The following is a 15,401-nucleotide window of genomic DNA, read 5'->3' on the forward strand; positions in this document are numbered from 1 at the left end:
TCCGGCTCCCCGAGCCGTCGTACCCGTGTCCGGAGATGCCGTCGTATGCCACCGGCACGGGCAGGGACGCGCCGGTGCCGATAAAACGGCCGGAAAAATATGGGTGCGGCGCCGAGCCGGTGCCGTTCGAGTGTGCGTTCGGTGACGTGCCGACCTTCCGTTCACCCCGATGCCGCCCGTCCGTTTCCCGCGCGTGCCACCCTCCCGGCGCTGGATACGGGCGGACGGTGCGGAAGGGCTGGGCGGGGTCATGGAGAGCGGGCCGGCGATCTTCGCGGGAGTGGTGTTCGCCCTGTTCGGGAGCGCTCTGCTGGTGTGGACCGGTACCCGGCTGCGGCGCCGTGAACCGGTCGCCCACGGTGTGAACCCGGTCGCATCGGCCGGCCTCGCCGGTGCCGTCGGTGTCGCCGCGCTGACCCTCGGCGCGTACTGCCTCACCCGCCTCTGACGTCGGCGGCCGTAGTGCCGCACGGGTAATTGCGAGTAAGGGGAGCGTCACGCTCCGGACAGGTGACGAGGGGGTGCCGAAGACTCCGGGCGGCAGGAATGCCGGTAGTCGGGTTACCGTTCGAGTGGCCGTTGTGGGCTTTTCCCGTTTGACACGAGGGCGGGATGTAGCGTCACACTCCGCAGCGTCACACGAGCCAGAAGCACGCCGCGACCCCGGGACGAAGGCCCTGGGGAGGCCCCAGCGTCAACCGGAGAGAAGAGCGAAGTTGTCCCCGACCAGCGAGACCGCACAGGGCGGCCGCCGACTCGTCATCGTCGAGTCGCCTGCCAAGGCGAAGACGATCAAGGGCTACCTCGGCCCCGGCTACGTAGTCGAAGCGAGCGTCGGGCACATCCGTGACCTTCCCAACGGCGCCGCGGAGGTGCCGGAGAAGTACACCGGTGAGGTCCGTCGCCTCGGTGTGGACGTCGACCATGACTTCCAGCCGATCTATGTGGTCAACGCCGACAAGAAGGCGCAGGTCAAGAAGCTCAAGGACCTCCTGAAGGACTCCGACGAGCTGTTCCTCGCCACCGATGAGGACCGGGAGGGCGAGGCGATCGCCTGGCACCTCCAGGAGGTCCTCAAGCCGAAGATCCCCGTCAAGCGGATGGTCTTCCACGAGATCACCAAGGACGCGATCCGCGAGGCCGTCGCCAACCCGCGCCAGCTCAACCAGAAGCTGGTCGACGCCCAGGAGACCCGCCGCATCCTCGACCGCCTCTACGGCTACGAGGTCTCGCCGGTCCTGTGGAAGAAGGTCATGCCGCGCCTGTCGGCCGGCCGTGTCCAGTCGGTCGCGACCCGGCTCGTCGTGGAGCGGGAACGCGAGCGCATCGCGTTTCGGTCCGCCGAGTACTGGGACCTGACGGGCACCTTCGCGACCGGCCGGGCAGGTGACCCGAGCGACCCGTCGTCGCTCGTCGCCCGCCTGCAGACCGTCGACGGCAGGCGGGTCGCGCAGGGCCGCGACTTCGACTCCGTCGGACAGCTCAAGAGCGCGAACACCCTCCACCTCGACGAGGCGAACGCCCGCGCCCTCGCCGCCGCCCTGGAGAACACCCGTTTCTCCGTGCGCTCCGTCGAGTCCAAGCCGTACCGCCGCTCGCCGTACGCCCCGTTCCGTACGACGACGCTGCAGCAGGAGGCCAGCCGCAAGCTCGGCTTCGGCGCGAAGGCGACCATGCAGGTCGCGCAGAAGCTGTACGAGAACGGCTACATCACGTACATGCGTACGGACTCCACGACGCTGAGCGAGACCGCGATCGCGGCCGCCCGCGCCCAGGTCACGCAGCTGTACGGCGCCGACTACCTGCCGCCGCAGCCGCGCACCTACGCCGCCAAGGTCAAGAACGCGCAGGAGGCGCACGAGGCGATCCGCCCCTCGGGTGATCGTTTCCGCACCCCCGCGGAGACCGGCCTGACCGGCGACCAGTTCAGGCTCTACGAGCTGATCTGGAAGCGGACCGTCGCCTCCCAGATGAAGGACGCGACGGGCAACTCCGTCACCGTGAAGATCGGCGGCACCGCCGCCGACGGCCGGGACGTCGAGTTCAGCGCCTCCGGCAAGACGATCACCTTCCACGGCTTCCTGAAGGCCTACGTCGAGGGCGCGGACGACCCGAACGCGGAGCTGGACGACCGCGAGCGCAGGCTTCCGCAGGTCGCCGAGGGCGACGCGCTGTCCGCCGAGGAGATCACGGTCGACGGGCACGCCACCAAGCCCCCGGCCCGCTACACCGAGGCCTCCCTGGTCAAGGAGCTGGAAGAGCGCGAGATCGGCCGCCCGTCGACGTACGCGTCGATCATCGGCACGATCCTCGACCGCGGCTACGTGTTCAAGAAGGGCACGGCCCTGGTGCCGTCCTTCCTGTCCTTCGCCGTGGTCAACCTCCTGGAGAAGCACTTCGGGCGGCTCGTCGACTACGACTTCACCGCCAGGATGGAGGACGACCTCGACCGCATCGCCCGCGGTGAGGCGCAGGCCGTGCCGTGGCTGAAGCGGTTCTACTTCGGCGAGGGCCACAACGGCGTCGGCAGCGCGGCCGAGGCGGGCAACGGCGACGGGGACCACCTCGGTGGCCTCAAGGAGCTGGTGACCGACCTGGGCGCGATCGACGCGCGCGAGGTGTCCTCGTTCCCGGTGGGCAACGACATTGTGCTCCGCGTCGGCCGCTACGGCCCCTACATCGAGCGCGGCGAGAAGGACTCCGAGGGTCACCAGCGCGCGGACATCCCCGAGGATCTGGCACCGGACGAGCTGTCCGTCGAACTGGCCGAGGAGCTGCTGGCCAAGCCGAGCGGCGACTTCGAGCTGGGCGCCGACCCGGAGACCGGCCACCAGATCGTCGCCAAGGACGGCCGCTACGGCCCGTACGTGACGGAGATCCTTCCCGAGGGGACACCGAAGACGGGCAAGAACGCGGTCAAGCCGCGTACGGCCTCCCTCTTCAAGTCCATGTCGCTGGACACGGTGACCCTCGAGGACGCGCTGAAGCTGATGTCGCTGCCGCGTGTCGTCGGCACCGACGCCGACGGCGTGGAGATCACCGCGCAGAACGGCCGCTACGGCCCGTACCTGAAGAAGGGCACGGACTCGCGCTCGCTGCAGTCCGAGGACCAGCTCTTCACGATCACGCTGGAAGAGGCGCAGGCGATCTACGCCCAGCCGAAGCAGCGCGGTCGTGCGGCCGCCAAGCCGCCGCTGAAGGAGCTGGGCGACGACCCGGTCTCCGGCAAGCCGGTCGTGGTCAAGGACGGCCGCTTCGGCCCGTACGTCACCGATGGCGAGACCAACGCGACCCTGCGCTCCGGCGACAGTGTGGAAACGATCACTCCGGAGCGCGGCTTCGAGCTGCTCGCCGAGAAGCGGGCGAAGGCGCCTGCCAAGAAGACGGCGAAGAAGGCCACGGCCAAGAAGGCCGCGCCGGCGAAGAAGACCGCCGCCAAGAAGACGGCGGCGAAGAAGACGACCGCGGCCGCCAAGAAGACCACGGCGAAGAAGACGACCGCCAAGAAGGCGACGGCTTCGAAGGCCACGGCTTCCGGCGCGGAGGACTGACATTCCGTCGGATCGGCGCTCCGTCGGATCGGGGCTCCGTCGGATCGGGGCTCCGTCGGACCGACGCTTTGTCGGACCGACGGTGCGTCTGACCGGCCCCCGGTCCGTCAGCGCGGCTTCGGGAAACGCACGCCCCGGCACCACTGTGGTGTCGGGGCGTGCGGACGTATGGGCGGCTTTGGGCCTGTCCGGCGGTTCAGGCCGGCTCCAGGCGACGGTGTGGCCGGTACAGGGCGCGCGATGCCCCCGCGATTCCGGCGTGATCCGCCGGACAGGCCATAGGTGTGGTGTCGGTGCCTGCGGATAGGCTGAACGCATGACGCGAGCCGAGCAGCCAACGGCCCCCACCACAGCACCGGACGACGCCCTGGTCGCGGACTCCCGCGAGCGCGCCGTCCGTTCCCTGCTGCGCCGACCGCAGTTGAGGCGCCTGTGGAGCGCACAGCTCGTGAGCGGTGTCGGTGACGCCCTCGCGCTACTGGTGCTGGTCCTCCTCGTCCTACAGGCGGCCATCACCGAGGGTTCCTTCGGCGGTGGCTACCGAGGCGTGGGGTTCGCGGTGGCGACCGTCTTCGCCGCCCGCATCCTCGCCACGCTCCTCTTCGGCGCGGTCCTCCTCGGCCCGCTGACCACGCTCACCGCCCAGGAGGGCCCGCTCGACCGCCGCTGGACCATGGTCGGCGCCGACGGCCTGCGGACCGCGCTGCTGATCGTCGCCCCCCTGTGGATCGACTGGAGCCCGGGCAACGCACTCGCCATCCTGCTGGTCACCGTCTTCGTCGTCGGCGTCGCCGAGCGGCTGTGGGCGGTGTGCCGGGAGAGCGCGGCCCCCGCCCTGCTGCCCACCCCGCCCCCGGAAGGGGCGACGGTACGACCGCTGCCGGACCACCTGGACGCCCTGCGCCGCCTGTCGCTGCGCACCAGCTTCCTGGCCGTCCCGCTGGCGGCCGCCGCACTCGTCGTGGCCGCGCTGCTCAACAACCTGCTCGGCACCGGTGTCGCCTGGTTCGACCAGCACCACGCGGCCCTCGGGGCGTATGTGGCGGCGGGACTCTTCGCCGCGTCCCTGTCCTTGCTGACCTTCCTGGAGCTGCCCGACACGCGCACCCCGCGCGCGCGGTCCCCGCTGGAGGGCCTGCGCCGACCGCGTACCGGCACCGGCGTCGACAAGGGCCGTACGGGCGCGATCCCGCTGCTCGTCCCGGCCTGTGCCGCCGTGGCCGGAGCCATCGCCGCCGCCGTCGCGGTGTGCGTGCTGCACGCCACCGACCTGGGCGGCGGCCCGGTGCTCTACGGCCTGCTGGTCCTCGGCCTGACCGGCGGGGTCGCCGTCGGCATCCGCACGGCCCCCTCGGTGCTGCCCTCGCTCTCGCGCCGTCGGCTCCTCGCCCTCGCGATCGCCGTCACCGGCATCGCCCTGCTGGCGGCCGGCCTCGTCCCGGACGTCACCACCGTCCTGCTGATCGTCACGCTGGCCGGCGTCGCCGCGGGCGTGGCCGCCAACACCGGGCACGCGCTGCTCGACCAGGAGACCGAGGAGTACCGCAGGGCTCGCGTCACCGAGCACCTGCACGCGGTGGTGCGGGTCTTCATAGCGCTGGGCGCCCTGATCGCGCCCCTGGTCGCCGGTCTGATCGGCCGGCACCGGCTGGAGAACGGACGGTTCGTCTTCGCGCACGGCGGTGCCTCCTTCACGCTGATGCTGGTCGGCGCGCTGCTGCTGCCGGTGGCCGCGCTGGTGCTCGCGAAGGTGGACGACCGCTCCGGCATCCCGCTGCGGCAGGACCTCAAGGACGCGCTGCTGGGCGGCGACGACCCGGACACGGTCCCGGCGACGAACGGCTTCTTCATCGCCCTGGAGGGCGGCGACGGAGCCGGTAAGTCCACTCAGGCCGAGGCGCTCGCGGAGTGGATCCGCGCCAAGGGCCACGAGGTCGTGCTCACCCGTGAGCCGGGGGCCACCCCCGTGGGCAAGCGGCTGCGCTCGATCCTGCTGGACGTCTCCTCGGCGGGCCTGTCGCACCGCGCGGAGGCGCTGCTGTACGCGGCCGACCGGGCTGAGCACGTCGACACCGTCGTACGGCCCGCCCTGGAGCGCGGCGCGGTCGTCATCTCGGACCGGTACATCGACTCGTCCGTGGCCTACCAGGGCGCGGGCCGCGATCTGTCCCCGACCGAGATCGCCCGCATCAACCGCTGGGCGACCAACGGGCTCGTCCCGCACCTCACCGTCCTGCTGGACGTCTCCCCGGAGACCGCCCGCGAGCGGTTCACCGAGGCGCCGGACCGGCTGGAGTCGGAGCCGGCCGAGTTCCACGCGCGCGTGCGGGCCGGTTTCCTCACGCTCGCCGCCTCCGACCCCGGCCGCTACCTGGTCGTGGACGCCGGACAGGAGCCCGAGGCCGTCACCACCGTGATCCGGCACCGGCTCGACACCGTGCTGCCGCTGTCCGAGGCCGAGATCAAGGCCCAGGAGGAGGCCCGGAAGAAGGCCGAGGAGGAGGCGCGCCGCAAGGCCGAGGAAGAGGCCGCGCGCAAGGCCGAGGAAGAGCGCCTGGAGCGCGAGCGCCAGGAGCAGCTCGCCAAGCTGCGTGCCGAGGAGGAGGAGCGCAAGCGCCGCGAACTGGAGGAGGCGCAGCGCCGCGAGGCCGAACGGCAGGCGGAGGAGGCCAGGCAGCGGGCCGAGGAAGCGCGTCGGCGAGCCGAGGAGGAGCGACAGCGGCTTCTCGCGGAGGAGCAGGCCCGCGCCGAGGAGGAGGCCCGACGCCAGGCCGAGGAGGAGCGGCGGCGCAAGCAGGCCGAGGAGGAGGCCAGGCTGCGTGCCGAGGAAGAGGCACGGCAGGCCAGGCTCCGCGCCGAGGAGGAAGCGCGGCGCCTGGAGAAGCAGCGCAAGGCCGAGGAGGCGTTGCTGCGCGCCGAGGAGGCCCGCCGCCAGGCGGCCGCGGCCGCGGCCTCGGCCGACGCGGCGGCCCGCCGGCCCAGCACCCCGCAGCCGACGGTGCCGCGCGTGACCCCGGGCGCGGCGACCGGGCCGGCACCGGTGGGGTCGCCGGGCGCGGAGGCGACGGTGCCGACGCCGGCCGTGTCTCCGGGCACCGAGGAGACGACCGTGCTGCGGCCGGTGCGCGAGGAGCGGGCCGACGGCGCTCGCAGGGCCGGGTCCGCTCCCGACTCCGAGGTGACGGCCGAGCTGCCGCAGCCGCCGGTCGCCTCCGGTGCGGTGGACGAGACGGCGGTGCTGCCGCCGGTGGCTGCGGGTGCGGTGGACGAGACGGCGGTGCTGCCGCCGGTGGCTCCGGGTGCGGCCGACGAGACCGCCGTACTGCCCCCCGTTCGGGGTGGTGACCCGGCGGGCCGGGTGCCACCCGGCTTCTTCCGGGACGAGCGGTCCGCGGCGGGCTCCGACGGCTTGGCGGACCGTACGCGCGAGATGCCGCAGGTGGACGCCGACGGCACGCCCCGTCGCAGGCTCCGCCCCGACTGGGCCGAGGAGACCCCGCTGGACGACCTGCCGACCCTGGCGGACGAACTGCTGGGGTCGTACGACGAGCAGGAGCACGGGGACGCCGGCGAGGACCAGGGCCGCCGGGGCCGCGGCCGTCGCGGCTGAGCGGCAACACGGGAGCACCGGGAGGGCGGTGCCCGGCGGAGCACTTCGTGGCACCGACGGGCCCGCCCTTCGTCGTCGCCGGGTCGCCGGCCCCGGAGGCGACCCCGGCCGGTCGCCGGCCCGGAAGTCGCCACCGGCCGCCCGCGTTGTCAGTGCCCACCCGCACAATGGATCCCGGAACGCGCAGTGTGACGGAAGGGCGGCGTGACCCATGACCGTGTGGGACGACCTCGTCGGGCAGGAGAAGGTGAGCGCGGTGCTCGACGCCGCCGCGCGGGACGCCGACGCCCTCGTCACGGCCGTCGCGGCGGGCGAGCCGCTGCCGGACGCGTCGAAGATGACCCACGCCTGGCTGTTCACGGGACCGCCCGGAGCGGGTCGCAACCAGACGGCACGGGCGTTCGCCGCGGCCCTGCAGTGCGTGAGCCCCGACCGCGCCCTCGGCGGTTCTCCCGGCTGCGGGTTCTGCGACGGCTGCCACACCGCGCTGCTCGGCACCCACGCGGACGTCAGCACGGTCGCCGCCGTGGGCGCCGAGATCCTGGTGAAGGACATGCGGGACACGGTCCGCAAGTCGTTCACCTCCCCGGCGAACGGCCGCTGGCAGATCATCCTGGTCGAGGACGCCGAGCGGCTGAACGAGAAGTCGGCCAACGCCGTCCTCAAGGCCGTGGAGGAGCCCGCCCCGCGCACGGTCTGGCTGCTGTGCGCTCCCTCGATCGAGGACGTCCTGCCCACGATCCGCTCCCGCTGCCGCCACCTGAACCTGCGCACGCCTTCCGTGGACGCGGTCGCCGACATGCTCGTACGCCGTGACGGCATCGAGCCCGAGGTCGCCGCGGCCGTCGCCCGAGCCACCCAGGGCCATGTGGACCGGGCCCGCCGGCTGGCCACCGACCCGGCGGCCCGCGAGCGCCGCGCCGCAGTGCTCAAGCTCCCCCTGCGCCTGGACGAGGTGGGCGCCTGCCTCAGGGCGGCCCAGGAACTGGTCGACGCGGCCGCCGAGGACGCCAAACAGCTCGCCGAGGAGACGGACGGCAAGGAGACCGAGGAGCTGAAGACGGCGCTGGGCGCGGCCCAGGGCGGGCGGATGCCGCGCGGTACGGCGGGCGTGATGAAGGACCTCGAGGACATGCAGAAGCGCCGCAGAACGCGCACGCAGCGCGACAGCCTCGACGTCGCCCTCGGTGACCTCACGGGCTTCTACCGCGACGTCCTCGCCCTCCAGCTGGGCTCACGGGTCGCGATCGCCAACGGAGACGCCGAGGACGCCCTGGAGCGACTGGCCCGCGGCAGCACCCCCGCGTCCACGCTCCGCCGCATCGAGGCGATCGCCGCCTGCCGCGAGGCCCTGGACCGCAATGTGGCTCCGCTGCTGGCGGTGGAGGCGATGACGATGGCCCTGCGGGCGGGGTGAGCCGGGCGTACGGTGGTTGACGGACCGCGTCCCTCGTACGAGGCGACAGTCCGCACGCACCGCGCCCATCCCGTCGCACAGCGTTACGCTCGCCTGATGCACACCTGGCCATCCCCCCGCCGGAACCGTCGTACCCGGACTCGGACCGCAACCCGGACCCGCAACCGACCCCGGGCGAGGGCGCGCGTCACGGGCACCTTGATCGCGGCCGCCGCACTGCTCGTGTCCGCCTGCTCCTCCGGGAGCTCGAGCACATCGGCCGGCGGTGCGGCGGAGGCGGCGCTGGCCGCGCTCCCGCGTGCCACACCGTCGGCGCTGTCGTCGTACTACACCCAGCACCTGCGCTGGCACAGCTGCGGTGTCCCCGGCTTCCAGTGCGCCACGATGAAGGCCCCGCTGGACTACGCCAAGCCCGGCGCGGGCGACGTCCGGCTCGCCGTCGCCCGCAAGAACGCCACCGGCAAGGACAGGCCGCTCGGCTCGCTGCTGGTCAACCCGGGCGGTCCCGGCGGCTCGGCGATCGGCTACCTCCAGCAGTACGCGGGCATCGGCTACCCCGCCGAGATCCGCGCCCGCTACGACATGGTCGCGATGGATCCGCGGGGCGTCGCCCGCAGCGAGCCGGTCGAATGCCTCGACAGCCGCCGGATGGACGCGTACACCCAGACGGACGCCACCCCTGACGACCAGAAGGAGACGAACGCGCTGGTCGGGCAGTACAAGAAGTTCGCCGACAGCTGCGGGGCGCACTCGGCGCGGCTGCTGCGGCACGTGTCCACCGTCGAGGCGGCGCGGGACATGGACATCCTGCGGGCGGTGCTCGGCGACGCCAAGCTCAGCTATGTGGGGGCGTCGTACGGCACCTTCCTCGGCGCGACGTACGCCGGTCTGTTCCCGGACCGGGTGGGCCGCCTGGTGCTGGACGGGGCGATGGACCCCTCCCTCGACGCCCGCAAGCTCAACCTGGACCAGACGGCGGGCTTCGAGACGGCGTTCCAGGCGTTCGCGAAGGACTGTGTACGCCACCCCGACTGCCCGCTCGGCGGCAAGGGCACGACGCCCGTGCAGGTCGGCGACCACCTCAAGGCCTTCTTCCGCAAGCTGGACGCCCACCCCGTCCCGGCGGGTGGCCGCATGCTCGGCGAGTCACTGGCCACCACCGGAGTGATCGCGGCGATGTACGACCAGGGCGCCTGGGAGCAGCTGCGCGGGGCGCTGACCTCGGCGATGAAGGACTACGACGGCGCAGGCCTGCTCGCCCTCTCCGACAGCTACTACGAACGCGACGCCGACGGCCACTACAGCAACCTGATGATGGCCAACGCCGCCGTGAACTGTGTCGACCTGCCGCCCGCCTTCACCACCCCCGAGCAGGTGGAAAAGGCCCTCCCGGAGTTCGAGAAGGCGTCACCGGTATTCGGCGACGGCCTGGCCTGGGCCTCGCTGAACTGCGCGTACTGGCCGGTGAGGGCCACGGGCGAGCCGCACCGGATCGAGGCCAAGGGCGCGGCGCCCATCGTCGTGGTCGGCACCACCCGAGACCCGGCGACCCCCTACCCCTGGGCCAAGTCCCTCGCCCGCCAGCTCTCCTCGGCTCGCCTCCTGACCTACGTCGGCGACGGCCACACCGCCTACGGCCGGGGCAGCACGTGCATCGACTCGGCGATCGACACCTACCTCCTCCACGGCACCCCGCCGGCCCCCGGAAAGCGCTGCTCATAGTGCCCCGACCGGCCCCGGGGTCCACCTCTCCGGGGCTGGTACGAAGCACCCCCGGAAACTGTGTAGACTTACCGGCGTTGCTGATCGCACCATAGTGCGGACAGCGCGCCGCTTTAGCTCAGATGGCCAGAGCAACGCACTCGTAATGCGTAGGTCTCGGGTTCGAATCCCGAAAGCGGCTCCGGCGAAGGCCAGGTCACGTAGCTCGTGGTCTGGCCTTTTTGTTGCCGGTAGAACGTGCCCTCCCGGCGTCGACGCGCGGGGAGGCTGAAGCCGCCTCGGACCGTGGGGCGGCCCCGCCGAGCGCGCGCCCTCACGATCCGTACGCGCCCCGGGGTCAGCTCGCGCTCATGCCGCGTTCCGGCCACTGCGACCGCTCGTCGTACACGGAATTGATCTTCCGGGAGGCCTTGAGGAAGGTGTAGTCGATGTCTCCGTCGTCCGGCCGGGCCGTCCTCGTGTGCGTGTTCATCGTCAGGAGCCGGGTCATCTCCGCCGGGTCCTCACCGAAGGAGTAGCGGACCACCGCCCCGTCCTCGGACTCCTTCTTGAAGTAGACGAGGGAGGCCATCACCACTCACTTTCGAAGTCTTCGCGCTTGTTCAGCGGAACCTGGCTCTGCCAATTGTAGGTTTCGTTGGCCACCCGATGGGCCTCCTGGTAGGTGGCCCCGGGGTGTTCGCGCAAGTAGCTCAGCTCGGTGAGCTCGTGCTCCAGCAATACGTGGTCCTCGGGCAGCGCGTTGCCGGAGCGAAGGCGGATCCAGGCGTCCGCGATCTCGGCGTCCGCGTCGAACTTCCGGACGACGACCTGACCCGTCTCGTAGTCCTCGATCGGGTGCTCCGTGTCGAAGACGTGCTTCTTGATCGAGGCGATCTCCTCCTCGGAGAACCCGGTGGACCCGTTCGCGCGCCGCACGCCCTGGGTGTTCCGGCTGATGGCCTCGACGTCGCGCGGGTTCTGCAGGAAGTCCTCGTAGGCCGACTCCGCCCATCTCGTCTGAGCCGGGTCGTCGAGGATGTCGCGCGGGCGGCGCCGGGCTCCGGTGAGCCATTCGTCGTTGAAGCGCGGGGCCGGGACGGTGGACAGGCCGTCGAGGTCGCTGCCCACTCCCCGGAACAGGTTCCGGACGCCTCCGGCTCCGACGGTGGCCCGGATGCCGCCGGCCCCGGCGCCGAGGAGGCCGCCGAACGCCATGCCGGAGAGCGCGGAGTCGCTCGCCTCGTCCAGGCTGAACCCGCCCTGCAGACCTGCGGAGATCTTCATCGGCTGGGCCACGGCCAGATCTACGGTGACCGACTCGACGCCGGCGATGGAGGCCGTGGCGAGCGTGGTGCCGGCGATGGTGGCGATCTCCGTCGAGACGGTGACACCGAGCGTGGCCGCGAGGTCGACGATGCCCGCCGTTGCCGCGGCCGCTGCGGCCTCCGAGATGCCCGCCGTGAAGATGGCCAGAGCGGTACCGGCGACGATCGTCGCGCCGACGATCTCCAGCTCCTGCTCCAGCCTCTTGGTCGCGGCGTGCACGGCATCGGCGTACTTGTCGAGCGCCTTCGCCATGTCCCGGGAACCGTCGATCACGTCCCGGAGCCAGCCGTGGCCGTCGCGGTAGTAGCGTCGCCAGAACGGGTCGTCGAAGGCGGCGATCGCCTCGCCCTTGTTGTGCTCGATGATGCCGCGGGCCGACCTGTTCGCGGCGGCCGTCACCTCTTCGATGTCGTCGGCGAAGTCCCGCCACGCCTTGGCCGCGTCCCGCAGTCCGCCCTCGTCGGCCGCCGGCCACCACATGCCGGTGACGTCCTGGACGATCTCCTTCGCCTTGTCCGCGGCACTCACTTGGCGGCGTCACCGCCCTTGACGCTGATCCTGCTGAACATCGAGCGCACGAGTTCCTCGTTGGCGATGTGGCCGTCGGCCATGTCGCTCATGGCCTCGTGGATGCTCTGCAGCCCCTGGGAGAGGATGTCGGCGGCGTTCTCCATCTTCTTCACCAGCGGGCCGTAGTGCTTGTGGAACTCGGTGCCCTGCTCGTCGTCACCCCACGGCGAACCGGCCGCCGCGAGGCCGGCCTTGAGCTTCGTGAGCGCCTTGGCCAGGTCCGTGCTGTGGGTGTGGAAGTGCGGTGCCGTCGCCTTCAGATCGGCGATCTTGATCTGGAGTATCTCGCCGCTGTTCGTGTCGCTCATGGCGTCGTCCGTGTCCCCTCCGTCGGCTCGTCGGCCTGCAGACCCTAGTTGATCAAGGTCGTTTGCGGCCGCGAACTCCCCAAAGGGACAGTAAAGGTCCGATCAAGGCTACGCATCCTCGTGTGTGAGCGGGGCCTCGGAGTCGGGGGAGACGCAGTGCTTCAGCAGTGTGGAGACCGACCCGTCGACGAGGCGGTAGCGGACGACCCGGCCGTCCTTCACGCCTTCGACGACGCCAGGTCGGCACCAAGGCGTTCGGCATCGGTCTGGGCGTCACGGCGTACACGCTCGGCATGCGGCACGCCTTCGACGCGGACCACATCGCCGCGATCGACAACACCACCCGCAAGCTGATGGCCGACGGCAAGCGGCCGGTGTCGGTGGGCTTCTGGTTCGCGCTCGGCCACTCGAGCGTTGTGGTCGTGATGGCCGCGCTGGTCGCCGGCGGCGCGAAGCTGGCGGGCACCTTGATGAACGACGGCTCCCGGACCCACCAGGTCCTCGGCACCATCGGCACCACGGTCTCCGGCTCCTTCCTGTACCTCATCGCCGCCCTGAACCTCGTCGCGCTCTTCGGCATCCTGCGCGTCTTCAAGGCGATGCGGGGCGGACGCTACGACGAGGCGGAGCTGGAGGCGCACCTCGACTCGCGCGGCTTCATGAACCGGATTCTGGGCCGGCTCACCAAGTCCATCCGCCGGCCGGGCCAGATGTTCCCGCTCGGCTTCCTCTTCGGCATCGGCTTCGACACCACGACCGAGGTCCTGCTCCTCGCCCTGGCCGGCAACGGTGCCGCCGCCGGCCTCCCGTGGTACGCGGTGCTGTGTCTGCCGTTGCTGTTCGCGGCCGGCATGAGCCTGTTCGACACCCTCGACGGCACGTTCATGAACTTCGCGTACCAGTGGGCGTTCTCCAACCCGGTGCGCAAGGTCTTCTACAACCTCACCATCACCGGCCTGTCCATCGCGGTGGCCTTCTTCGTCGGCACCATCGAGCTGGTCGGCGTCCTGCACGACAAGCTCGGTCTGCGGGACGACGTCACGGGCTGGATCGCGGGGCTGGACCTGGACAACGTCGGCTACGTCATCGTCGGCCTGTTCGTGGCCGTCTGGGCCCTGGCTGTCGGGTACTGGCGCCTGGCCAAGGTCGAGGAGCGCTGGGCCGCACGCGCCGCCGACACGGGCTGACGGCCTCCCGGCCGGCGGCGGCTGTCGGTGGCTGTCGGTGGCTGTCGGCGGCTGTCGGCGGCTGTCGGCGAGAGCCTTCAGGAGGCGGAACCCCGAGGCGGAACACGTCCGACCCGGGGTCTCGAAGAGCCCGTCGCCCGCCCCGGCAGCTGGGGCGCCGACCAAGGGCTCAGCCGATGGTGACCTTCAGGATGCGGCCCTGGTCGGGGCCGTTGCTGGAGCCGAGCCACAACTGGTCGGTGCCCGGCACCTTGGCCGGCGCCCGCAGCCGGCCGTGGACACCGGTGTAGGAGGACTTCGCGGTGCCGACGTCCTTGCCGGTCGCGTCGATCGGCAGCCGCCACAGCCGCCACAGCCGCCACAGCCGCTGCCCGCGCAGCGTGGCGTGGCGAGGCAGAAGCGTGGGATGACTCCTGCCAGGAGTATTGAGGGCTCGTCGACGCGGCAGCCACCTGGGTGGCCCATCCTGCTGCGAGGGGAATCGACCGCGGCGGCACGGGCGCGTCGGCCCCGGGCCGCAGGCCTCCCGGGCCGGCGCACCCGCTCTCGTTCCGCGTGGCCGTATGCGGCGCCGGGGAAGGCGGGAACAAAACAGCGGCAAAAGAGCCGCAAAGTGACTCCGCGTCAGGTGAACGCGCGCCGCTGAGGCAACATCTTGGTGAACGGCGAGCGCCGCGCGGTCAGGACGCCGGTGCCGCCGTATGCCGGATGGGGTGAGGGGCGTGGTGGAGCCGAGGATCGCCGTTGCTGTGGTGACCATGGGCAACCGGCCCGCCGAAGTCGACGCCCTGCTGGAGTCCGTGGCCAAGCAGGACGTGGCCCCCGCCCGCGTCGTCATCGTCGGCAACGGCTGCCGGCTGCCCGAGTTCGCCCGGCGGCTTTCCCTGCCGGGTGAGGTGACCACCATCGACGTCGAGGAGAACCTCGGCTGCCCGGGCGGCCGCAACGTCGCCCTGGCCCGGCTTCGCGAGTACGGCGACATCGACGTCGTGGTCGAACTGGACGACGACGGACTGCTCGTCGACGCCGATGTGCTGCGCCGGGTGGGGGAGCTGTACGCCACCGACCCGCACCTCGGCATCGTCGGCTTCCGGATCGCCGACGAGCACGGCGAGACCCAGCAGCGGCATGTTCCCCGGCTCGGCAAGTCCGACCCCCTGCACGGGGGTTACGTCACCGGCTTCCTCGGCGGCGGGCACGCCTTCCGCATGGCGATGCTGGCCGAGACCGGGGACTGGCCCGCCGAGTTCTTCTTCGCGCACGAGGAGACCGACCTCGCCTGGCGGGCCGCCGACGCGGGCTGGAAGATCCTCTACGCCCCCGAGCTGCTCCTGCGGCACCCCAAGACCTCCCCGGCCCGGCACGCCATCTACTACCGCGTCAACGCGCGCAACCGGGTGTGGCTCGTCCGGCGCAGGCTGCCCCTGCCGCTCATCCCGGTGCACCTCGGGGCGTGGCTGCTGCTCACCGTCGCCCGCACCCGCTCCCTGGCCGGCCTGCGGGCCTGGTTCGGCGGGTTCGCGGAGGGGCTGCGGGAGCCGGCCGGCGAGCGGCGGCCCATGCGCTGGCGGACGGTGTGGCGGCTGACCCGGCTCGGGCGCCCGCCGGTCCTCTGAGCGAGGGGCCCGGAAGGTACGGGACAGGGCCCCGGTCGTTCACCTCCGCCGACCGGGGCCCTTCTGCGTCCCCGGACCAGGCCTGCGGCGACACTCCCCCGAGTTACGCGAC

10 protein-coding genes, 1 tRNA gene and 1 pseudogene are annotated in these 15,401 nt (G+C 71.8%); 8 read left to right on the forward strand and 4 right to left on the reverse strand.

Annotated elements, in window-relative coordinates; genetic code table 11:
- The first annotated feature begins 250 nt into the window (after nucleotides 1-250).
- From ACFZDC_RS06235 to ACFZDC_RS06260, 6 genes are all read left to right on the forward strand, one after another.
- Nucleotides 251-448 carry a hypothetical protein gene (locus ACFZDC_RS06235; RefSeq protein WP_391320720.1) on the forward strand — a complete coding sequence of 66 codons (198 nt, stop codon included), beginning with the start codon at nucleotides 251-253 and terminating at the stop codon, nucleotides 446-448.
- A gap of 268 nt (nucleotides 449-716) precedes the next feature.
- Complete coding sequence (topA, locus tag ACFZDC_RS06240) at nucleotides 717-3,551, forward strand: type I DNA topoisomerase (RefSeq protein WP_391320623.1); 2,835 nt, start codon at nucleotides 717-719, stop codon at nucleotides 3,549-3,551.
- Between the two features lie 316 nt (nucleotides 3,552-3,867).
- Entirely contained in the window at nucleotides 3,868-7,161 is a 3,294-nt protein-coding gene (tmk, locus tag ACFZDC_RS06245; protein WP_391320625.1) for a dTMP kinase, read from the forward strand.
- 211 nt (nucleotides 7,162-7,372) lie between these two features.
- The gene (locus ACFZDC_RS06250; protein WP_391320627.1) at nucleotides 7,373-8,578 is read left to right on the forward strand and encodes a DNA polymerase III subunit delta'; all 1,206 of its coding nucleotides are present in this window, start codon (nucleotides 7,373-7,375) and stop codon (nucleotides 8,576-8,578) included.
- A 96-nt stretch (nucleotides 8,579-8,674) separates the two neighbouring features.
- On the forward strand, nucleotides 8,675-10,300 hold the full coding sequence (locus ACFZDC_RS06255; RefSeq protein ID WP_391320629.1) for an alpha/beta fold hydrolase: 1,626 nt from the start codon (nucleotides 8,675-8,677) through the stop codon (nucleotides 10,298-10,300).
- 107 nt (nucleotides 10,301-10,407) lie between these two features.
- Nucleotides 10,408-10,481, forward strand: a tRNA-Thr gene (locus ACFZDC_RS06260).
- A gap of 156 nt (nucleotides 10,482-10,637) precedes the next feature.
- Here ACFZDC_RS06260 and ACFZDC_RS06265 read toward each other — a convergent pair.
- Genes ACFZDC_RS06265 through ACFZDC_RS06275 form a run of 3 tightly spaced genes read right to left on the reverse strand, consistent with a single transcriptional unit; the run spans nucleotide 10,638 to nucleotide 12,486 of the window.
- Nucleotides 10,638-10,871, reverse strand: a complete 234-nt coding sequence (locus tag ACFZDC_RS06265) for a hypothetical protein (RefSeq protein WP_391320631.1) — start codon at nucleotides 10,869-10,871, stop codon at nucleotides 10,638-10,640.
- On the reverse strand, nucleotides 10,871-12,136 hold the full coding sequence (locus ACFZDC_RS06270) for a hypothetical protein (RefSeq protein WP_391320633.1): 1,266 nt from the start codon (nucleotides 12,134-12,136) through the stop codon (nucleotides 10,871-10,873). Before ACFZDC_RS06270 ends, ACFZDC_RS06265 begins: the two co-directional genes overlap by 1 nt.
- Entirely contained in the window at nucleotides 12,133-12,486 is a 354-nt protein-coding gene (locus ACFZDC_RS06275) for a WXG100 family type VII secretion target (protein WP_391320635.1), read from the reverse strand. Before ACFZDC_RS06275 ends, ACFZDC_RS06270 begins: the two co-directional genes overlap by 4 nt.
- A gap of 236 nt (nucleotides 12,487-12,722) precedes the next feature.
- On the opposite strand from ACFZDC_RS06275, the pseudogene ACFZDC_RS06280 reads away from it, so the two are divergent.
- Nucleotides 12,723-13,673: pseudogene (locus tag ACFZDC_RS06280) on the forward strand (HoxN/HupN/NixA family nickel/cobalt transporter); the annotation flags it as partial.
- Nucleotides 13,674-13,842: 169 nt separating this feature from the next.
- Here ACFZDC_RS06280 and ACFZDC_RS06285 read toward each other — a convergent pair.
- Nucleotides 13,843-14,274: a hypothetical protein gene (locus ACFZDC_RS06285; RefSeq protein WP_391320637.1), complete on the reverse strand. Its 432-nt coding sequence runs from the start codon at nucleotides 14,272-14,274 to the stop codon at nucleotides 13,843-13,845.
- Nucleotides 14,275-14,395: 121 nt separating this feature from the next.
- Between ACFZDC_RS06285 and ACFZDC_RS06290 the strand changes: the two genes are divergently transcribed.
- Nucleotides 14,396-15,289 carry a glycosyltransferase gene (locus ACFZDC_RS06290; RefSeq protein WP_391320639.1) on the forward strand — a complete coding sequence of 298 codons (894 nt, stop codon included), beginning with the start codon at nucleotides 14,396-14,398 and terminating at the stop codon, nucleotides 15,287-15,289.
- Nucleotides 15,290-15,401: the final 112 nt, after the last annotated feature.

This window comes from Streptomyces sp. NPDC007905, from assembly GCF_042959345.1.
Lineage (GTDB): Bacteria > Actinomycetota > Actinomycetes > Streptomycetales > Streptomycetaceae > Streptomyces.